Below are 15523 nucleotides of genomic sequence, written 5' to 3'. Positions count from 1 at the left end.
TCTCTAAAGAATAATGTGACCTGGCTGGGCTGGGCAGTCATGGGGCTGTCTTTGTATTTTGTCGCCCTTCGTTTAGGCAGTGAATGGCCTACTATTCGTCACTGGCGCCCAGATGGACTGGCGATAGGGATTCTTGCGGCAGGTTGTGCCGGTTACGCCTTCGCCTGCATATTTCTAGCGGTAGCCTGGCACGGTTTACTCAAAGGATTAGGCGTGGATGGCTTAAAGTGGTCTATTCCGGTAGGCGTTTTCGCCCAAAGCCAGATTGGCAAATACCTGCCAGGTAATTTTTTCCATGTGGTAGGGCGACAAATCATGGGCCGTCAGTTTGGCATCAGCCATAATATTCTAGCCGCCTCCACTTTGTATGAGTTTGTGGGATTGGTGGCCGCGTCTACCACAATAGCGGTGCCAACTGCCCTGAATTTCGGTCTGTTTCAAGATCGAAATTATGCCTATTATTTAATGGTTCTCGCCTGCCTGGCAATCCTGATCTTAATTGCAGCTCGCCATTTAACAAAAACACGTTGGCCTCACTTGATGAACAGACAAACAGCAGGCGCATTGCTCCAAGCGTACCTGAATTATTTGCTATTTTTTATTATCGCCGGTTTATTGCTCGTTGCTTTATGTGGCCTTTTTGATGACAGGGCATTACAACCTTTTCCAGCATTTCATCTGGTAAGCATTTTTGCCCTGTCTTGGTTGGCCGGCTTTTTGACGCCGGGCGCGCCATCAGGACTCGGCATCAGAGAAGGCATTATCGTGTTGGGTTTGCAACACCTATCCCCCGAAGCGCCTGCCGCTTTGATCGCCTTATTACTCAGGGTCATGACCATTAGTGGGGATGTGTTGTTCTTTTTCATTGCCGGCAGTCTGGTCCCGCTGTCACAAAAACAATTACAATAGCGGGCACTATGCGCTATCACGATCTGCGGGACTTTCTGCGCCAACTCGAGCAACAAGGCCAGCTCAAGCGGATTCAATTGGAAGTCGATCCCTATCTTGAAATCACGGAAATCTGTGACCGCACCTTGAAGGCGCAGGGCCCTGCACTGCTATTTGAAAATCCCAAAGGTTCGACAATGCCATTACTGGGTAATTTATTCGGCACTCCCAAGCGGGTGGCCTTTGGCATGGGCGCCGATTCGGTGGAAGCGCTGCGGGAAGTTGGGAAGTTATTGGCTTTCCTGAAAGAACCGGACCCGCCCAAAGGCATGAAAGACGCCTGGGAAAAATTGCCGATTTTCAGGCAGGTACTCAACATGGCGCCGAAGGTCTTGCGTCATGCGCCCTGCCAGACAGAAATCCTGAAAAAAGACGAGGTGGATTTGGGGCGTTACCCCATCCAGACCTGCTGGCCGGAAGATGCTGGTCCGCTTATTACCTGGCCCCTGGTGATTACCCGGGGACCACTGAAGGAACGGCAGAATCTTGGCATCTACCGGATGCAAGTGATTGCTCCCAACAAAGTCATCATGCGCTGGCTAGCACACCGGGGCGGGGCGCTGGATTACAAGGAATGGCAACAGGCACGGCCTGGTGAACCTTTTCCCGTGGCCGTCGCCCTGGGCGCCGATCCCGCGACCATTTTGGGCGCAGTGACTCCCGTGCCGGATACGCTGTCAGAATACGCTTTTGCGGGGCTGCTGCGCGGCGGCAAGACCGAGGTGGTAAAAGCCAAGCTTTCCGACCTTCAAGTTCCGGCGAGCGCGGAGATTGTCCTCGAAGGCTTTCTCTATCCCGGCGAGACCGCGCCGGAAGGTCCTTTCGGCGACCATACCGGCTATTACAATGAGGTGGAAACCTTCCCGGTGTTTACCATCGAGTGTATTACCCAACGGCAAAACCCCATTTATCACAGCACCTACACCGGCCGTCCGCCAGATGAACCGGCTGTGCTTGGGGTGGCATTGAATGAAGTCTTTGTGCCCATCTTGCAGAAGCAGTTTCCGGAAATTGTTGATTTTTATCTGCCGCCGGAAGGCTGCTCCTACCGGCTGGCTGTCATCAGCATGAAGAAACAATATCCCGGTCACGCCAAACGAGTCATGCTGGGATTATGGTCGTTCCTGCGCCAGTTTATGTACACCAAGTTTGTGATAGTCACTGACGACGATGTGAACATCCGGGACTGGAAAGATGTGATCTGGGCCATGACCACGCGCATGGATCCGGCTAGAGATACTACAATCATCGAGCACACGCCAATTGATTATCTGGATTTTGCCTCGCCGGTGGCGGGACTGGGCTCAAAAATCGGCTTTGACGCCACCAATAAATGGCCCGGCGAAACCAACCGCGAGTGGGGCAAGCCTATCACCATGTCCCCGGAAGTAAAACAGCGAGTGGATTCGATCTGGGATCAACTGGGAATTGATTTATAACCAACGCCCTCCGGATGGGCTTCGATCTCTTCAATCACCGCCTTGGAGGCCAGCATCAGCCCACGGCGGTAACATTCACAGGCGTGTTCCGTCTCGCCTTTTTTCATAAACAGATCGCCCAACAAACGATAAGCTTCCACCGTAGGTGATTGTTCCAGGGAACGGGTAAGGTAATCCAAGGCTTTTTCGCTATCGCCAGCCCGTAAGGCCAGCTTACCCAAAACCCGCAGCAAAACGGCATCGTCTGGATGTTTTTGCAGCCAGGCTTCGGCATGGCTCAGTTGTTCGGCGGCATTTTCCATTTCGATGGTGCCATACAGCACCACCAGCGTATCCTGCCACTTTTCTTCCAAAGCTGCTCGCAATTGAGGTTCAATTTCCGGTCCCGCCCCATTTTCAATCATGGCTGCAAAGTAGGTCGCTTGCAAACCCGGCGTTTTCTTAACATGTTCTGGCAGGTCATTCCACAACCCCTTGAGACCTGCAACATCCTTAACCTTGCTCTTTTGCTTAATCAGTGCGCTTATAGCCTCTATCTCTTGCAGCTTGACCTCCGCCTCCATCAGTACTTTATTTTTATGCAAAGCGGGCAGCAGTTTGCGAAGTCCTTCCCAGTCCTCCAATTTTCCATAGACTTGGTGCAGAAGCCTCAATACCCGGGCATTATTGGGCGCTATTTTGCGCACCTGCAGCAGACACTGGAGCGCCCGCTCAAACTCCTGGTTGGACAGGTGAAATTCCGCTTCGGTCACCCGAATGGCGACTTCCCCATCGGGCGCGGCTTCATAAGCTTGCTTCAGATATTCATCCCGTTGCCGGGCAGCACCGCGATGGTGGGCTGCATGGGCCGCGGTCAGATAGTGGACCAGAGACTGGCCACTTACCGCGGCGTTTTCAATCAAGACCTTTTCCGCTTGCTCCCAATTACCCTCGGCCGATTGTTGCAAGCCTTCCAGTAGGGCCCTGTGGGACGCTTCCATACGCTCGATTTCTTTTCTCTGGCGTCGTTGGGCCGGCAACTGCAACAACAAATTTATCAACCTAATTCCTGAATACAGGAGAAGAAAGCCAATGACAAAGATTAAAATCAATGTCACCAGCGTCAGTTCAAGCTCCCATTGGCCCCAGCCAATGAGGACATAGCCAGCATCATCCAGAAGCTTCAGCCGGGGCAGCATAATCGCGGCTATCACAGCCAGCAACAGGACTCCCGACCAGATGATGATTTGCTTTTTTAAAGCCTTCACAGCAACTCCCGTTTATTGATTGGCTGAATTCCCTGAGAGACTGGTCTGTTCCAGCCGCAAAGCAGGCAAATGTTGCAGTAGTTGGAGCGATCTACCGATTTCAGGCAGTTGTAGCGAAACCGGCGCATTGGCTAAGGAATCCAGTTGGGCCAAATAGTCTTTGACTGCCTGGGAGCGGGTATCAAAGTGACGCTTGACCCACTGCTTGGCGGATTCCAGACTGTGCTTGTACAAATCCTGCTGGCCGCGCACGGCAGCAAACCGGGTGGTTTCCAACTTCAGGATCAGAGCGTGACGGATAGCTTCCACTTCTTCCGGTGTCAGGATCGCTTCCACCGGGCGGTCGGTTTTCCGGCGGCGGATAGTGAGCACCTCTTTCCAGCTTTCCAGAAGTCCTTTATCTGTCTCATGTGTTTGTTCGGCGGATTTCTTTTTTGAAGTCGCGACTTTGCCCATGTGGGGTAATGCTAATGGTAGTGACTCCACTTTGTCCTGCAAAGTGACCAGCTTAGCCGAGATGCCGACAATATCGGGGGCTTGCACGGCCTTCAATGACTCGATTTCCTTGGCCAATGCCTGGCGGACTTTATATACCGCCGGATCGCCGCTTTGCCGGAGCAACTGGTCCGCCGCTTGTAATGCAGCCAACGCAGACTTCACGTCCCCTACCAATCGAAGATTTTGATTGGCCACCCCAAGCAAATATTCCGCATCGGCAATCAGAACATCGGCTTGGGTTTTGTTGAACTGGTTTTGCACCGCCTGGATTTTATTGGCCAATTTGCTGTGGCTGAGTTCCAGCTGTTTTTTCAACGCTTCCAGCTTTTCATCAAAGACTTTGGTTTGCTCCGCCAGCATCTTTTCCCAATGCTCATCTCGTACCGACAACTTTTTATCCAGGGTCGCCACTTGGGTGTGCAAAGTGGCCACTTCTTTTTGCAAGTTGGTGATCTGTTTGGTCACTTCGATCACCCGCATCCCTTCCTTGCCGAGTTTACCGCCTAGTCCCGCCTGCTCGGCGCGCAGCATTTGAAATAAGTAAAAACCAGCACCCACCAAGCCCAGTAACAGAAGCACCAATACAATAGTGATCCACAGGCCCAGCCGGGAACCTACTTCATCTTCATCAAATTCTTCACCGTGGAGCAAATCTGCCATGGTCTTTCCTTATCCTATTCGCCAAATCATGATTCTGCCGCGGCCACTCGCCATTGCTCAATCGCCTTTAATATTGCCATATCCGATGCCGATGCCGCGATAATTATATGGGTAAAGCCCTTACACTGGGCCAGGTCGGCCAGGCGCTCACTTACAACCACAATCGGCAATTGAAGCAACCGGCCGGTCATCCCGTTTGCCGCCTTGATCAGGTTTGCCAGGATTTCTCCGCTGGTTGCCGTCACTACCGTAATATTTTCCGATAGCACTTGATGTAATCTTTCTACCGCCTGTTGCCGCGGGCAGGTACGCCGATAAACCTCTGCGACACTCACTTCAGCCCCGCGATCACGCAATGTCTCCTGTAAAAGCTCACGCCCCCCCTGTCCTTTAACAATGAGCAGCTTTTGACCGGCCACTTCCCGCAACGCGGGCACTGTCAATAAACTCTCGGAAGTATAAGGCGCGGGCGCCTGACACGTCACTGGAAAACCCGCCTTTTCTAAAACCTTCGCCGTCGCCGGACCTATCGCTGCTATCCGCACATCCGCCATCGGCCTCATCCCGACGTCCAGGGCAAAACGAACCGCATTGGCACTCACAAAAATGAGCCAATCATACCTTCTCCACTCTGCAAGAGGCAACGCGGGTTGTAACGGGGTAATGTCAATCATGGGGCAATTGTACGCAACCCCGCCTCTTTCCTGGATAGACTGGCATAAACGGCTTGCCTGAGGTTCCGGCCGAGTGACCAATACCCGGATGCCTGTAAGATCCCAATCTTCAACCATGATAAACCGCATGTAAAATCCGGTCCGCGCCGCGGGCCAGCAAAGTCTCGGCGACCGACTCACCCAGCCATTGCGCCTGGCTGATTACGCCCGTAGCCTGGGCGGCGATCATTTCCGATCCATCAGGATTCCCGACCCGGCCGCGCAATGTCAAGCACTCCCCGTCAATTTCCGCAAAACCCGCAATCGGCACCTGGCAACCCCCTTCGAGGCGCTCGTTCATGGCCCGTTCCGCTGTGACGCAGATGGCCGTTTCATTATGGTGAAGCGGGGCGATCAATTCGTTGATTGTGGGATCATCTTTCCGGCACTCGATGCCGACGGCCCCCTGGCCAATCGCCGGCAGACTCAGTTCGGGGGCGATGATTTGGGTGATTTTGTCCGCCCATCCAAGCCGCTTCAAGCCGGCCACCGCCAAAATAATACCATCGAATTCCCCTGCCTCCAGCTTTGCCATGCGGGTACCGACATTTCCCCGCAAAGGGGTAATCCGCCATCCGGGGAAACGTTGCAGCAATTGGCATTGCCTTCTGAGGCTGGAAGTCCCGATACGCGCATTATCAGGCAAATCATCCAAGCCGGAATATGCCTGGCTGACAAACGCGTCTCTTGGGTCTTCCCGCGCGAGAATGGCGCCAATGTGCAGCCCAGGCGGTAAGGTTACTGGCACATCCTTCATGGAGTGCACGGCGATATCCGCCCGCCCATCCAGCAACCCCTGCTCCAGCTCCTTGACAAACAACCCCTTGCCACCGACTTTGGCTAACGGGGCATCCAGAATCTGATCGCCGCGGGTTGTCATTTTGACCAATTCAACCGTAATTCCGGGATGGATAGCCCGCAAACAGGCAGCCACGTGCTCTGCCTGCCACAGGGCCAGTGGGCTTTTACGGGTTGCGATGTGTATGGTAGTTGTCACAAATCATGCCAGCACTATACAAGCGTTTCATTGTATCAAAAATGCTGACGGGATTTTTTCTTAGAAGAGACTGCCTGAAAGCACTGCCGTCAATACGGCTTATGCAGTAACTACAGCGTTGCTTTGGAGATAGCGTTTTACCAAGCTGACATGACGGCGGCTGACTTCCACCTTTTCCGACACCCCATCCAAAGTGACCCAATATCTGCCTTGGGCATCGCGATGCACACCTTTTATATAGGCAGAAGCCACCAACGCGCTGCGATGAACTCGAATAAAAGCATTGGCAAAGGTAGCCTCCAGGGATTTTAGGGACTCGTCGAGTAAGACTTCCCGATTTTCCGTGCGCGCCACCACGTATTTTTGATCGGCACGGAAATAGCGAATCGTCTCTACAGGAATTAATTCCTGCCCCCCCTGGTGCCTGACGCAGACGTGACGGTGGTGATTACCCGCTGGGAAACCGCCTTGCCTGCTAGCAGTTATCCAGACCTGCGCCCGTTTCAAGGTAGCCGCCAAACGCTGCTTACGGACGGGTTTGAGCAGATAATCCACGGCCTGAGCCTCAAACGCCTGCAAAGCGTGATCTTCAAAAGCCGTCACAAATACGATCGCTGGCGGCACTGGCAGTTGAATTAGTTTTTGGGCCGTATCCAAACCATCCATGACCGGCATGCAAATATCCAGCAATACCAGGTCCACCGGATTGGCACAGCAATATTCAACCACATCCAGGCCGTTGCCAAACTTGGCCACCACTTGCCATTCAGGCGCTACTTCTTTGACCAGACGGCAAAGGCGCTCACGGGCAGGCACTTCATCATCGGTAACGACAAGATTCATGAGATTACAGCAGCCAAACAAACCATGCTAATAAGCATAGCCTTTAGGTTTAAGTTGCTATGTGATCCCGTTCAAAGAATTCAGTTGATGGGGTTTAGCGGTATGCGCATCCGAACTTGATACCAGCCCTCTGCCGTGCTTATCCATAAGCTGGCTTGCTGCTTGAAACTTGCAGATAATCTGGCCTTGATATTTTGCAAGGCGATATGATTTCCTTTGCGCTTTCTAGTAACGGATTTTGGAATCGTATTCCTGACGCTTAATACTATATAGCCTTTTTGTTCAATGGCGGAAATTTCCACCTGTCCCCCATCAGAAGAAGGTTCCACGCCATAGTAAACAGCATTTTCCACCAAAGGTTGCAAGCAAAAGGGCGGAACCTGCGTCTCTTTCAAAGCAAGTTCTATTTTCCAGCGGATTTGCAACCTTTCTCCTAACCGGGCCTGCTCAAGCGCCAGGTAATGCCGCGTCAAATCCAGTTCTTGCGCCAATGGCACTAATTTTTGACTATCCAGCCGCATGGCGGCGCGCAAAGATTCCGCCAAATCCGCAATCCGGTCTTCAGCCGCCACGGTATCCGTGGCAATAAGCTCGGCGATGGAATTTAGACTATTGAAAAGAAAATGCGGACGCATTCTGGCCTGCAACGCCTGCAACCGCGCCTCGGCTTCCGCTTGCACTTGCTGGCGCCATTGGTACTGAAGATGAAAATAGTGCAACAGCGCCAAACTGATCAACAGGGCGATACTGAAATGACGCAGATAGGGAGAATGACCTTGAATAGCATTAACAGAAAGCAGCTCAAAAGCCACCCAGGTTAAAAAGACAGTGACTCCCGTAATCAAGAGAACCACATAAATCGCCTGGACAAAAACCTGAAACTTGCTGATTAACCGACGAAAAAAACACAAAAAAAACGCACTAAGCAAAGCCACCCAGGCAATAAATATCCCCCGAAGACCCAACTCAGCGCCAAAGCTTTCTTCAACCCCGCTTACCAAGGTCATCAGCAACGCCAGGAAAATCGAGCCCAGCACCACCAGCAGTAATATACGGACGTCGCAGAAATTGGGGAGGAATGGGTTCATTTTTCACACAGAGAAATCCAATCATTATTTAACATATTTGCCATTATCGGTTACAAAGTCCCACACATCAGGATTTACGTTTCTTATACTCGCTAACACTTTACTAAATTCAGCCAGGCACGGACGACGCAGGCCGTGATAATCCACATCGTCGCCGATGGGAATAAATCGAATACCGAACAAGCGTAACAATCGTAATAATGCTGGCTCCATCACCGCATACCAATGAGTAATATCATTTTCACAACTCATTTTCCCGATAGCCGCGAATAATCCCACTGCCATATGGGGTAAAATCCTTCGCTCCTCGGGCTCTAAGTAAACTTCTGTAGAATCAGAAATGCCCGCCAATGTCCCCTTTTCCCCCTGACGCTTTTTAAATTCTCTCGATACTGCAAAACGGGAGATTTCAGCTAGATGCCTTCGAATTTTAGGATTTTTTACCGGAAATTCGAGATTACAATGGTTTTCGATTGGGAAAGGTATATTAATATTTCGGTGATCCGGCAGCACCAAACGAACAGTCGCCGCATAAAGGCCCGTTCTGCGATGCTGGACCAAATAATGAACTGCCCGCCTATCATATTTATCTTTCTCGAGCCAAATCTCCTGTCCATTTTCTATAATATATTGGCAATCCTCTTTGCTCTCAAAGCCGGTTTCCAAGCAATAGACTTGAAACCGGAGGTGGTATACCTCACGTAATAGGGGCTCGGTATTTGCAGGCAGAATTTTAAAAAATTTATAAAATTGTTCCCGTAAACTATCTTCTTTACGTACCAATTTTTCCCTTTGTCCCAATTCTGTAATCATATCTTGCTATCCCAACATGATGTTTAACTCATGGATATCCCATCCAGCTATATTTATTGTAGGACAAGCTAATAAAGCCCAACTATGAACACCATCACAGACTTCGACTATCGGTTAGCCTTTTCTCGCAATATCGGCTGGCTGACAAAAAATGAGCAATTAATCCTCAAAAACAAACGGATTGCCATTGCCGGGATGGGTGGCGTGGGCGGCAGTCACCTTTTGACCTTAACCCGATTGGGCATAGGCGCCTTTCATATTGCTGACTTTGATGTGTTTGAGCTGGCGAACTTCAACCGTCAAGCAGGGGCTTCAGTCAGCCATTTGGGACAACCAAAAGTGGATGTACTGGCCGAAATGGCTCGTGACATTAATCCCGAACTGGATATCAAAACCTTTCCCGACGGTGTCCATAAAGAAAATTTGTCAGATTTTTTTACGAATGTTGACTTATACGTAGATGGCCTGGACTTTTTTGCCTTTGACACCCGCCGAATGGTCTTTGCCTACTGCGCCAATGTAGGCATCCCGGCAGTGACAGCCGCGCCCCTCGGCATGGGAACGGCGCTATTGAACTTTTTGCCCGGAAAAATGACCTTTGAAGAGTACTTTCAACTGGAAGGCCAACCCGAAGACGAACAAATCATTCGTTTTTTACTGGGATTATCGCCACGGATGCTACAATCAGGCTATCTCGTCGACCCTACTGCCGTCAAGCTTGGGCAACACAAAGGACCTTCGACTCCCATGGCTTGCGAACTGTGCGCGGGCGTTACCGCCACAGAAGCGCTAAAGATTCTTCTTAATCGTGGTACGGTTAAATCCGCGCCTTGGGGATTACAGTTCGATGCTTACCGCAATACAATGGTGACAACCTGGCGTCCAGGCGGTAACCGCAACCCGATCCAGAAACTGGCTCTGACCATTGCCCGGAAACAATTTATGAGTGTAAAAAATATTGACGAACCCTCTGAAAAACCGCCTCGGACAATCACTGAACAGATTTTTGATGCCGCTCGCTGGGCCCCTTCGGGAGATAATACTCAGCCATGGCAATTCGAGATGGTGAATGACCATCATATTGTCATCCATGGACACGACACCCGGGACTGGTGCGTGTACGATCTGGAAGGCCGGGCCAGTCAACTGGCCATCGGCGCCTTATTGGAAAGCATTGCCATCGCCGCCAGCCAATTCGGGCTGGAAGCTGAGTTCAATTTGCGCAAGGAATCTCCAGAAACCCATCCCATTATTGATGTTTTCCTGAAAGAAAATCCGGATATCAAGCCAGATCCTTTATTTCCCTATCTTCCTGAGCGCACTGTCAACCGCCGCCCATTCAAAACCCGACCCCTGACGCCACGGGAGAAAAAAGCTCTGGAACAATCCATTGGGGCGAACTATCAAGTCCTTTGGCTTGAAGGCTGGAAAAAACGCTGGCAGGCAGCCAAATTGATGTTTGACAACGCCAAGCTACGCCTGACCATGCCCGAGGCCTATGAAGTCCACAAACGCATTATTGAGTGGAATGCGCGCTACAGCATAGATAAAATCCCCGATCAAGCGGTGGGCCTGGATCCGCTTGCCTTGAAGCTCATGCATTGGGCAATGCAAAGCTGGGACCGGGTAAAATTCATGAACCGCTGGCTGGCCGGAACCTGGATTCCCAGAATTCAACTGGATCTGCTGCCCGGCATCTTGTGCGCCGCCCATTTTGCACTCGTAGCGGACAAAGCACCCGAAACGATTGAGGATTATTTCAAGGCCGGACGGGCCCTGCAGCGATTCTGGTTGACAGCCACCTCACTGGGATTGCAGTTGCAACCGGAGATGACACCTGTAATTTTTTCTGGTTACGTTCGTAAGGGAAAGCAATTCACTCATACAGAATCCGTGCAACAAGAGGCGGTGCGTCTCGCAAAACAATTTTCCCGGCTGTATCAAACACCGGAGAAAATCGTTTTCGCCGGGCGCACAGGCCAGGCAAGACAGGCTGCCGCCCGGTCATTGAGATTTCCCCTTCCCGCATTAATATCTCAAACCAATGGATCTTGACACGGCTGCCCGCAAACACTGGGATGTGGTCATCGTTGGCTCTGGCATGGGAGGCGCGACAGTGGGTTATGCTCTGGCGCAAAAAGGACGGTCCGTATTGTTTCTCGAACGCGGTAAAAACCTGTTGGCAAATGACAGGCTTGCCGGAGCGTATGCCGAGATGATCGCATCCGAAAAAGACACTCCATTATCAGACATTCTACCTGAAACCGGGCGGTGGACATCCCCCCTGCATGATCGAAGCATGCGCCTGGAGAAAACCTTTATTCCATTCATTGGCATGGGCAGCGGTGGTTCCAGCAGTTTGTACGGCGCCGCACTGGAACGGTTTTTTCCCGAAGACTTCGAGCCAGGCAAGCACCATAACAGCAAAAATGCATCCACATTGCCACCAACCTGGCCCATCTCCTATGAAGAAATGCGGTCTTGGTATGTGGCCGCGGAAAGGCTTTATCAAGTTTATGGCACCACCGATCCGTTACGGGCTGGCCACCTTGATCCGCTGGCTGACTACCCACCCCTGGATACTGCCAATCAAATGATTGCCACTCATTTAAAATCCAAGGGGCTCCATCCCTACCGGGTTCCCGGGGCCTGCCTGGAAAAGGAAAATTGCCGCGACTGCCAAGGGTTTCTGTGTGCCACAAGCGGCAAGCGCGACAGCGCTTCTGTTTGTCTGGCTCCAGCTCTGGCGGAACACAATGCGGCATTGGTGGATGAATGTGAAGTGATCGGCGTTGAAGCGGGGCAGCAAACGATTCATCGGCTTGCATGCATCAAACAGGGGAAGGAAATCAAGATTGATGGCGACTTGTTTATTTTTGCCGCCGGCGCTTTGCACACGCCCGCCCTGATGCTGCGCTCTATAAGCCGCCAATGGCCGAAAGGACTGGCCAACGGCTCCGCCATGGTGGGGCGGAATTTAATGCGCCATGCCATTGATCTCTATCTTGTGAAACTACCCCGGCCGGTTCAGCGCTATCGCAAACAACTGGCGTTCAATGACTTTTATCTCACCGATAAAGGCAAACTCGGATCGGTGCAATCTTTCGGCACCCTGCCGCCCTTGCCCATGCTCCTGGACGGCCTTCATAAAGATATCAGTCACGCAGTTCCCTTGCTTTCCTCCTTCTTCCCCATCATGAAGCCTTTTTTAAAACCCATCATCCAAATAATGACTTCAGGCAAGGCAGTTTTTGCCGGCATTCTTGAAGATTTACCCTATGCGGATAACCGGATCGAACCTCACCAGGACAAACTTGAGTTATATTATCGCCTCAGTCAATATGACCAACAACGGCTGAGGCTGTTTCGCAGACACATACAAGCTGCCTTTGCACCATGGAAAGTCAAACGACTCAACCAGGCTGAAAACAACGAGCGTATCGCCCATGTCTGCGGCACTTGCCGGTTTGGCGACGACCCGGACTCATCGGTACTGGACCGCTGGAACAAGGCCCATGAACTGGATAACCTGTACATTACCGATGCCTCTTTCTTCCCAAGCAGCGGCGGGATCAACCCTGCCCTGACCATCGCTGCCAATGCCTTGCGCGTCGCTGATCACATTATCAACCGATGAGAAACAACACCATGATGCCTGACAACCCCGCCTATACTCATTGCAGCTTGTGCAATGAACCTATCAACCCCAGTCAACCAGATAACTTTGGCCAGGTCCGGGGCAATATTGAAGGCTACCTGGAAGAGCAATTTCCCCTGTGGAAGTGCCCAGGCTGCCAGGCCATCCACAGCCTGAAACCGGTGGATTACAATGAAATTTATTCCCGCTATCCGTTGAATGAGCGGAAACTAGATATTTTCGCCCGAGGCACCCTGAAAAACCTGCTCAAGCGCCTGCAAAAGGCCGGGCTCAAAAAAACCGATCGGATTTTGGACTATGGCTGTGGCAATGGCGTAATGGTGAAATTTTTAAAACAGCAAGAATACAAAAACGTGGCAGGATGGGATCCTTACGTGCCTGGCTGGAAAGAAAGGCCAAACGGCACTTTCGATTGCGTGATTGCCAACGATGTGATTGAACACGTGGACGATCCCCGCGCCATGATGAAAGACGCCCTTAGCCTGGTTAACCCTGGGGGGCTGCTCTATGTGGGCACCGCAGATTCGGAAGGGGTGGAAAACATGGCTGATCTGGAAAAACATATCATGCGCCTGCACCAGCCATACCATCGGGTAGTCCTCACCCAGGCCGGTCTGATGAAATTGGGAGAGGAACTCGGCCTGGAACCACTGGCTTGCTGGCGGCGTTCCTACATGGATCGTCTCGTACCCTTCAGTAATTACCGGTTTCTGGATGAATTTAACCGCGCCCTTGGTCATAACATGAACATGGCATTGAAGCCGGATGCTGGAAAAATCATGGCCAAACGCCCGATACTCTGGTTTTGGGCCTTTTTTGGTTATTTTTTCCCATCCGCCTATGAACCGGCGGCAGTTTGGCGCCATCAAGCCTAGTCCAATAATGTTGAAAAATAGAAATTAAACTCCCTGCATCTATCACCTATGCGGTATTAATTAAATTAAGAGGGTTAGCCATGAAAATGAATACCTTTGAAAAACTGGCAATGAACTCCCCCATTCGCACAGCCTTTCAGCGCTGGTATGAAGCTCCCCTATTGGAAAAACTGGGCGGAAAAATCGAAGGGGGGGCAGCCTTGGAAGTTGGTTGTGGACAAGGTGTCGGTACGCGCGAAATCCTGGAAAGATTCCGGGCAAAATACGTTTATTCCATAGACCTGGATCCTGACATGGTGGCCAGAGCGCAAAAGCGATTGGCCCATTACCCAAAAGAAAAGCTCCAAATCGAAGTAGGTGACGTAACCCAAATCAGCAAGCCCGATGAAACATTCAATGCCTGCTTCAATTTCGCCATTCTTCATCATGTTCCCAATTGGCAGAATGCGCTCAAAGAAATCCATCGGGTGCTAAAGCCCGGGGGGAAATTTTATTTTCAGGATGTGACCACCCATGCCTTGAATAAATGGTTTTACCGTGTTTTCTTCGTTCATCCGGAAGAAAACCGGTTCAGTGCCCAGGACTTTGCAGAAGAACTCGAAAAACAAGGGTTCTCATTGCCTGGCGGCCTGGTGGAAAAATATGGCGGAGATTTTATCTATGGCGTAGCCATTAAGTTTTAGGACGTAAAGTCAGACAATCGTAAAAAAGCCCCGCGGCAAACGCGGGGCTTTTTATAATTGCTCTTTAGCTTAAGCTTATTAAGCTTTCTTCTTTCGGGAAACCGCGCCCATCCCAAGCAAGCCAAGTGACACCAACGCCAAACTTGCCGGCTCAGGAACCGTTGTTTTAGTTTCCACACTCATGTTGCCATCAGCTTCAAAATGGAAGTCTTCATTCCCTTGAGCCCCAACGGATGGTCCATTTAGATTATCAGGACCATAGTTAGGAGTCTGTCCTACAATGCTCGTCTCGGGATTAATACTGTCAAATGGGGCCGCTAAAGTACTGTCCCAAAACAGCTTTACAATACTTTCTCCAGGATTTATGCCCTTGAGGAAATTAGAATCAACAAAGGTGACAGGCCCTTCGACGTTGGTATTTCCATTCCCCACCACCGTTTGAATCCCGCCAAGATCATCGGCGCCAAATTTATCCAGCAGGTCGGTATTGAGTGGGTCAGCCAAGGTAAAGTTTGCACCGCCCAGAGTAACATTAGCTGTCAAAATCAACTGCCCATCATCGTATCCCAGCCCGGTATTGCCGGTGATACCATCAGCATTAGTGGTACCGCCAAGATCATCATAATACATCTTAAAGGTACCACCCACATGCTTAAATTTCACCAAATCCTGAACGCCATCGCCATTGGTGTCTGCGACGAAAGTCACCTCTTCCTGGATTACCGCAATTCCGGTATATTCGTAGGGTCCAGCGTTACCAACAGGTAAACTAGTATTCCCAGCTCCGGAAAAAGAACCCAGCTCCGCCTGATAATAGGTGGTAAAGACATCGCCAACATTCAATTGGCCATCTGTCAAGGAATCTACGGACAAAGCATTGCCTGGAAACCAATCAAACCCGCTGGCCTGGGAAAAGGCGCCATTTTGGTCATGATCGAAAAGCACTGTCGTTGCGTGTGCGCTTGCCCCAGCCAAGGCCAATACGGCGCCCACCGCTAAAAATATTTTTTTAGTTTTCATACCATCTACTCCTTAAATAAATGTACTCAAATAAAGTGTAA

The 15523-nt window shown here is 51.0% G+C and carries 14 protein-coding genes; 6 read left to right on the top strand and 8 right to left on the bottom strand.

Annotated features, from left to right (window positions below; translation table 11 throughout):
* Positions 1-15 precede the first annotated feature (15 nt).
* Together AXA67_07215 and AXA67_07210 are read left to right on the top strand one after the other, a co-directional pair.
* Complete coding sequence (locus AXA67_07215; protein ID KXJ41008.1) at positions 16-909, top strand: hypothetical protein; 894 nt, start codon at positions 16-18, stop codon at positions 907-909.
* An 8-nt stretch (positions 910-917) separates the two neighbouring features.
* Positions 918-2387 (top strand): 3-octaprenyl-4-hydroxybenzoate decarboxylase, encoded by a 1470-nt coding sequence (locus AXA67_07210; protein ID KXJ41007.1) that lies wholly within the window; start codon positions 918-920, stop codon positions 2385-2387.
* On the opposite strand, the gene AXA67_07205 is transcribed toward AXA67_07210, so the two are convergent.
* The 7 genes from AXA67_07205 to AXA67_07175 all read right to left on the bottom strand — a co-directional run bounded on the left by AXA67_07205 (position 2366) and on the right by AXA67_07175 (position 9246).
* Positions 2366-3565 carry a heme biosynthesis protein HemY gene (locus AXA67_07205; GenBank protein KXJ41122.1) on the bottom strand — a complete coding sequence of 400 codons (1200 nt, stop codon included), beginning with the start codon at positions 3563-3565 and terminating at the stop codon, positions 2366-2368. The genes AXA67_07210 and AXA67_07205 overlap by 22 nt on opposite strands.
* Before the next feature lie 81 nt (positions 3566-3646).
* Positions 3647-4792 carry a hypothetical protein gene (locus tag AXA67_07200; protein ID KXJ41006.1) on the bottom strand — a complete coding sequence of 382 codons (1146 nt, stop codon included), beginning with the start codon at positions 4790-4792 and terminating at the stop codon, positions 3647-3649.
* A gap of 26 nt (positions 4793-4818) precedes the next feature.
* Positions 4819-5583, bottom strand: a complete 765-nt coding sequence (locus AXA67_07195; GenBank protein ID KXJ41005.1) for a hypothetical protein — start codon at positions 5581-5583, stop codon at positions 4819-4821.
* Positions 5576-6502 carry a porphobilinogen deaminase gene (locus AXA67_07190; GenBank protein ID KXJ41004.1) on the bottom strand — a complete coding sequence of 309 codons (927 nt, stop codon included), beginning with the start codon at positions 6500-6502 and terminating at the stop codon, positions 5576-5578. The genes AXA67_07195 and AXA67_07190 overlap by 8 nt, the downstream gene beginning before the upstream one ends.
* Positions 6503-6601: 99 nt before the next feature.
* Positions 6602-7345: a hypothetical protein gene (locus AXA67_07185; GenBank protein KXJ41003.1), complete on the bottom strand. Its 744-nt coding sequence runs from the start codon at positions 7343-7345 to the stop codon at positions 6602-6604.
* 80 nt (positions 7346-7425) lie between these two features.
* Positions 7426-8433 carry a hypothetical protein gene (locus AXA67_07180; GenBank protein KXJ41002.1) on the bottom strand — a complete coding sequence of 336 codons (1008 nt, stop codon included), beginning with the start codon at positions 8431-8433 and terminating at the stop codon, positions 7426-7428.
* A 24-nt stretch (positions 8434-8457) separates the two neighbouring features.
* A complete protein-coding gene (locus AXA67_07175) occupies positions 8458-9246 on the bottom strand; it encodes a hypothetical protein (protein KXJ41001.1) in 789 nt (262 codons plus the stop codon).
* An 84-nt stretch (positions 9247-9330) separates the two neighbouring features.
* On the opposite strand from AXA67_07175, the gene AXA67_07170 reads away from it, so the two are divergent.
* The 4 genes from AXA67_07170 (at position 9331) to AXA67_07155 (ending at position 14462) form a co-directional block, all read left to right on the top strand.
* Positions 9331-11301, top strand: a complete 1971-nt coding sequence (locus tag AXA67_07170) for a thiamine biosynthesis protein ThiF (GenBank protein KXJ41000.1) — start codon at positions 9331-9333, stop codon at positions 11299-11301.
* Positions 11291-12883, top strand: a complete 1593-nt coding sequence (locus AXA67_07165) for a hypothetical protein (GenBank protein KXJ40999.1) — start codon at positions 11291-11293, stop codon at positions 12881-12883. The genes AXA67_07170 and AXA67_07165 overlap by 11 nt, the downstream gene beginning before the upstream one ends.
* 11 nt (positions 12884-12894) lie before the next feature.
* Positions 12895-13779 carry a hypothetical protein gene (locus tag AXA67_07160; protein KXJ40998.1) on the top strand — a complete coding sequence of 295 codons (885 nt, stop codon included), beginning with the start codon at positions 12895-12897 and terminating at the stop codon, positions 13777-13779.
* 80 nt (positions 13780-13859) lie between these two features.
* On the top strand, positions 13860-14462 hold the full coding sequence (locus AXA67_07155) for a methyltransferase type 11 (GenBank protein ID KXJ40997.1): 603 nt from the start codon (positions 13860-13862) through the stop codon (positions 14460-14462).
* Positions 14463-14540: 78 nt separating this feature from the next.
* On the opposite strand, the gene AXA67_07150 is transcribed toward AXA67_07155, so the two are convergent.
* Positions 14541-15482 (bottom strand): hypothetical protein, encoded by a 942-nt coding sequence (locus tag AXA67_07150; GenBank protein ID KXJ40996.1) that lies wholly within the window; start codon positions 15480-15482, stop codon positions 14541-14543.
* Positions 15483-15523 lie beyond the last annotated feature (41 nt).

This window comes from Methylothermaceae bacteria B42 (genome assembly GCA_001566965.1).
Classification (GTDB): domain Bacteria; phylum Pseudomonadota; class Gammaproteobacteria; order Methylococcales; family Methylothermaceae; genus Methylohalobius.
This window is presented reverse-complemented; position numbering and strand designations above follow the sequence as displayed.

What these genes read in the sequence shown, in the direction of transcription:
- AXA67_07210 (KXJ41007.1), top strand. Translation starts at nt 918, where the DNA reads ATGCGCTATCACGATCTGCGGGACTTTCTGCGCCAACTCGAGCAACAA.
- AXA67_07205 (KXJ41122.1), bottom strand. Translation starts at nt 3,565, where the DNA reads ATGCTGCCCCGGCTGAAGCTTCTGGATGATGCTGGCTATGTCCTCATT.
- AXA67_07200 (KXJ41006.1), bottom strand. Translation starts at nt 4,792, where the DNA reads ATGGCAGATTTGCTCCACGGTGAAGAATTTGATGAAGATGAAGTAGGT.
- AXA67_07195 (KXJ41005.1), bottom strand. Translation starts at nt 5,583, where the DNA reads ATGGTTGAAGATTGGGATCTTACAGGCATCCGGGTATTGGTCACTCGG.
- AXA67_07185 (KXJ41003.1), bottom strand. Translation starts at nt 7,345, where the DNA reads ATGAATCTTGTCGTTACCGATGATGAAGTGCCTGCCCGTGAGCGCCTT.
- AXA67_07180 (KXJ41002.1), bottom strand. Translation starts at nt 8,433, where the DNA reads ATGAACCCATTCCTCCCCAATTTCTGCGACGTCCGTATATTACTGCTG.
- AXA67_07175 (KXJ41001.1), bottom strand. Translation starts at nt 9,246, where the DNA reads ATGATTACAGAATTGGGACAAAGGGAAAAATTGGTACGTAAAGAAGAT.
- AXA67_07170 (KXJ41000.1), top strand. Translation starts at nt 9,331, where the DNA reads ATGAACACCATCACAGACTTCGACTATCGGTTAGCCTTTTCTCGCAAT.
- AXA67_07165 (KXJ40999.1), top strand. Translation starts at nt 11,291, where the DNA reads ATGGATCTTGACACGGCTGCCCGCAAACACTGGGATGTGGTCATCGTT.
- AXA67_07160 (KXJ40998.1), top strand. Translation starts at nt 12,895, where the DNA reads ATGATGCCTGACAACCCCGCCTATACTCATTGCAGCTTGTGCAATGAA.
- AXA67_07155 (KXJ40997.1), top strand. Translation starts at nt 13,860, where the DNA reads ATGAAAATGAATACCTTTGAAAAACTGGCAATGAACTCCCCCATTCGC.
- AXA67_07150 (KXJ40996.1), bottom strand. Translation starts at nt 15,482, where the DNA reads ATGAAAACTAAAAAAATATTTTTAGCGGTGGGCGCCGTATTGGCCTTG.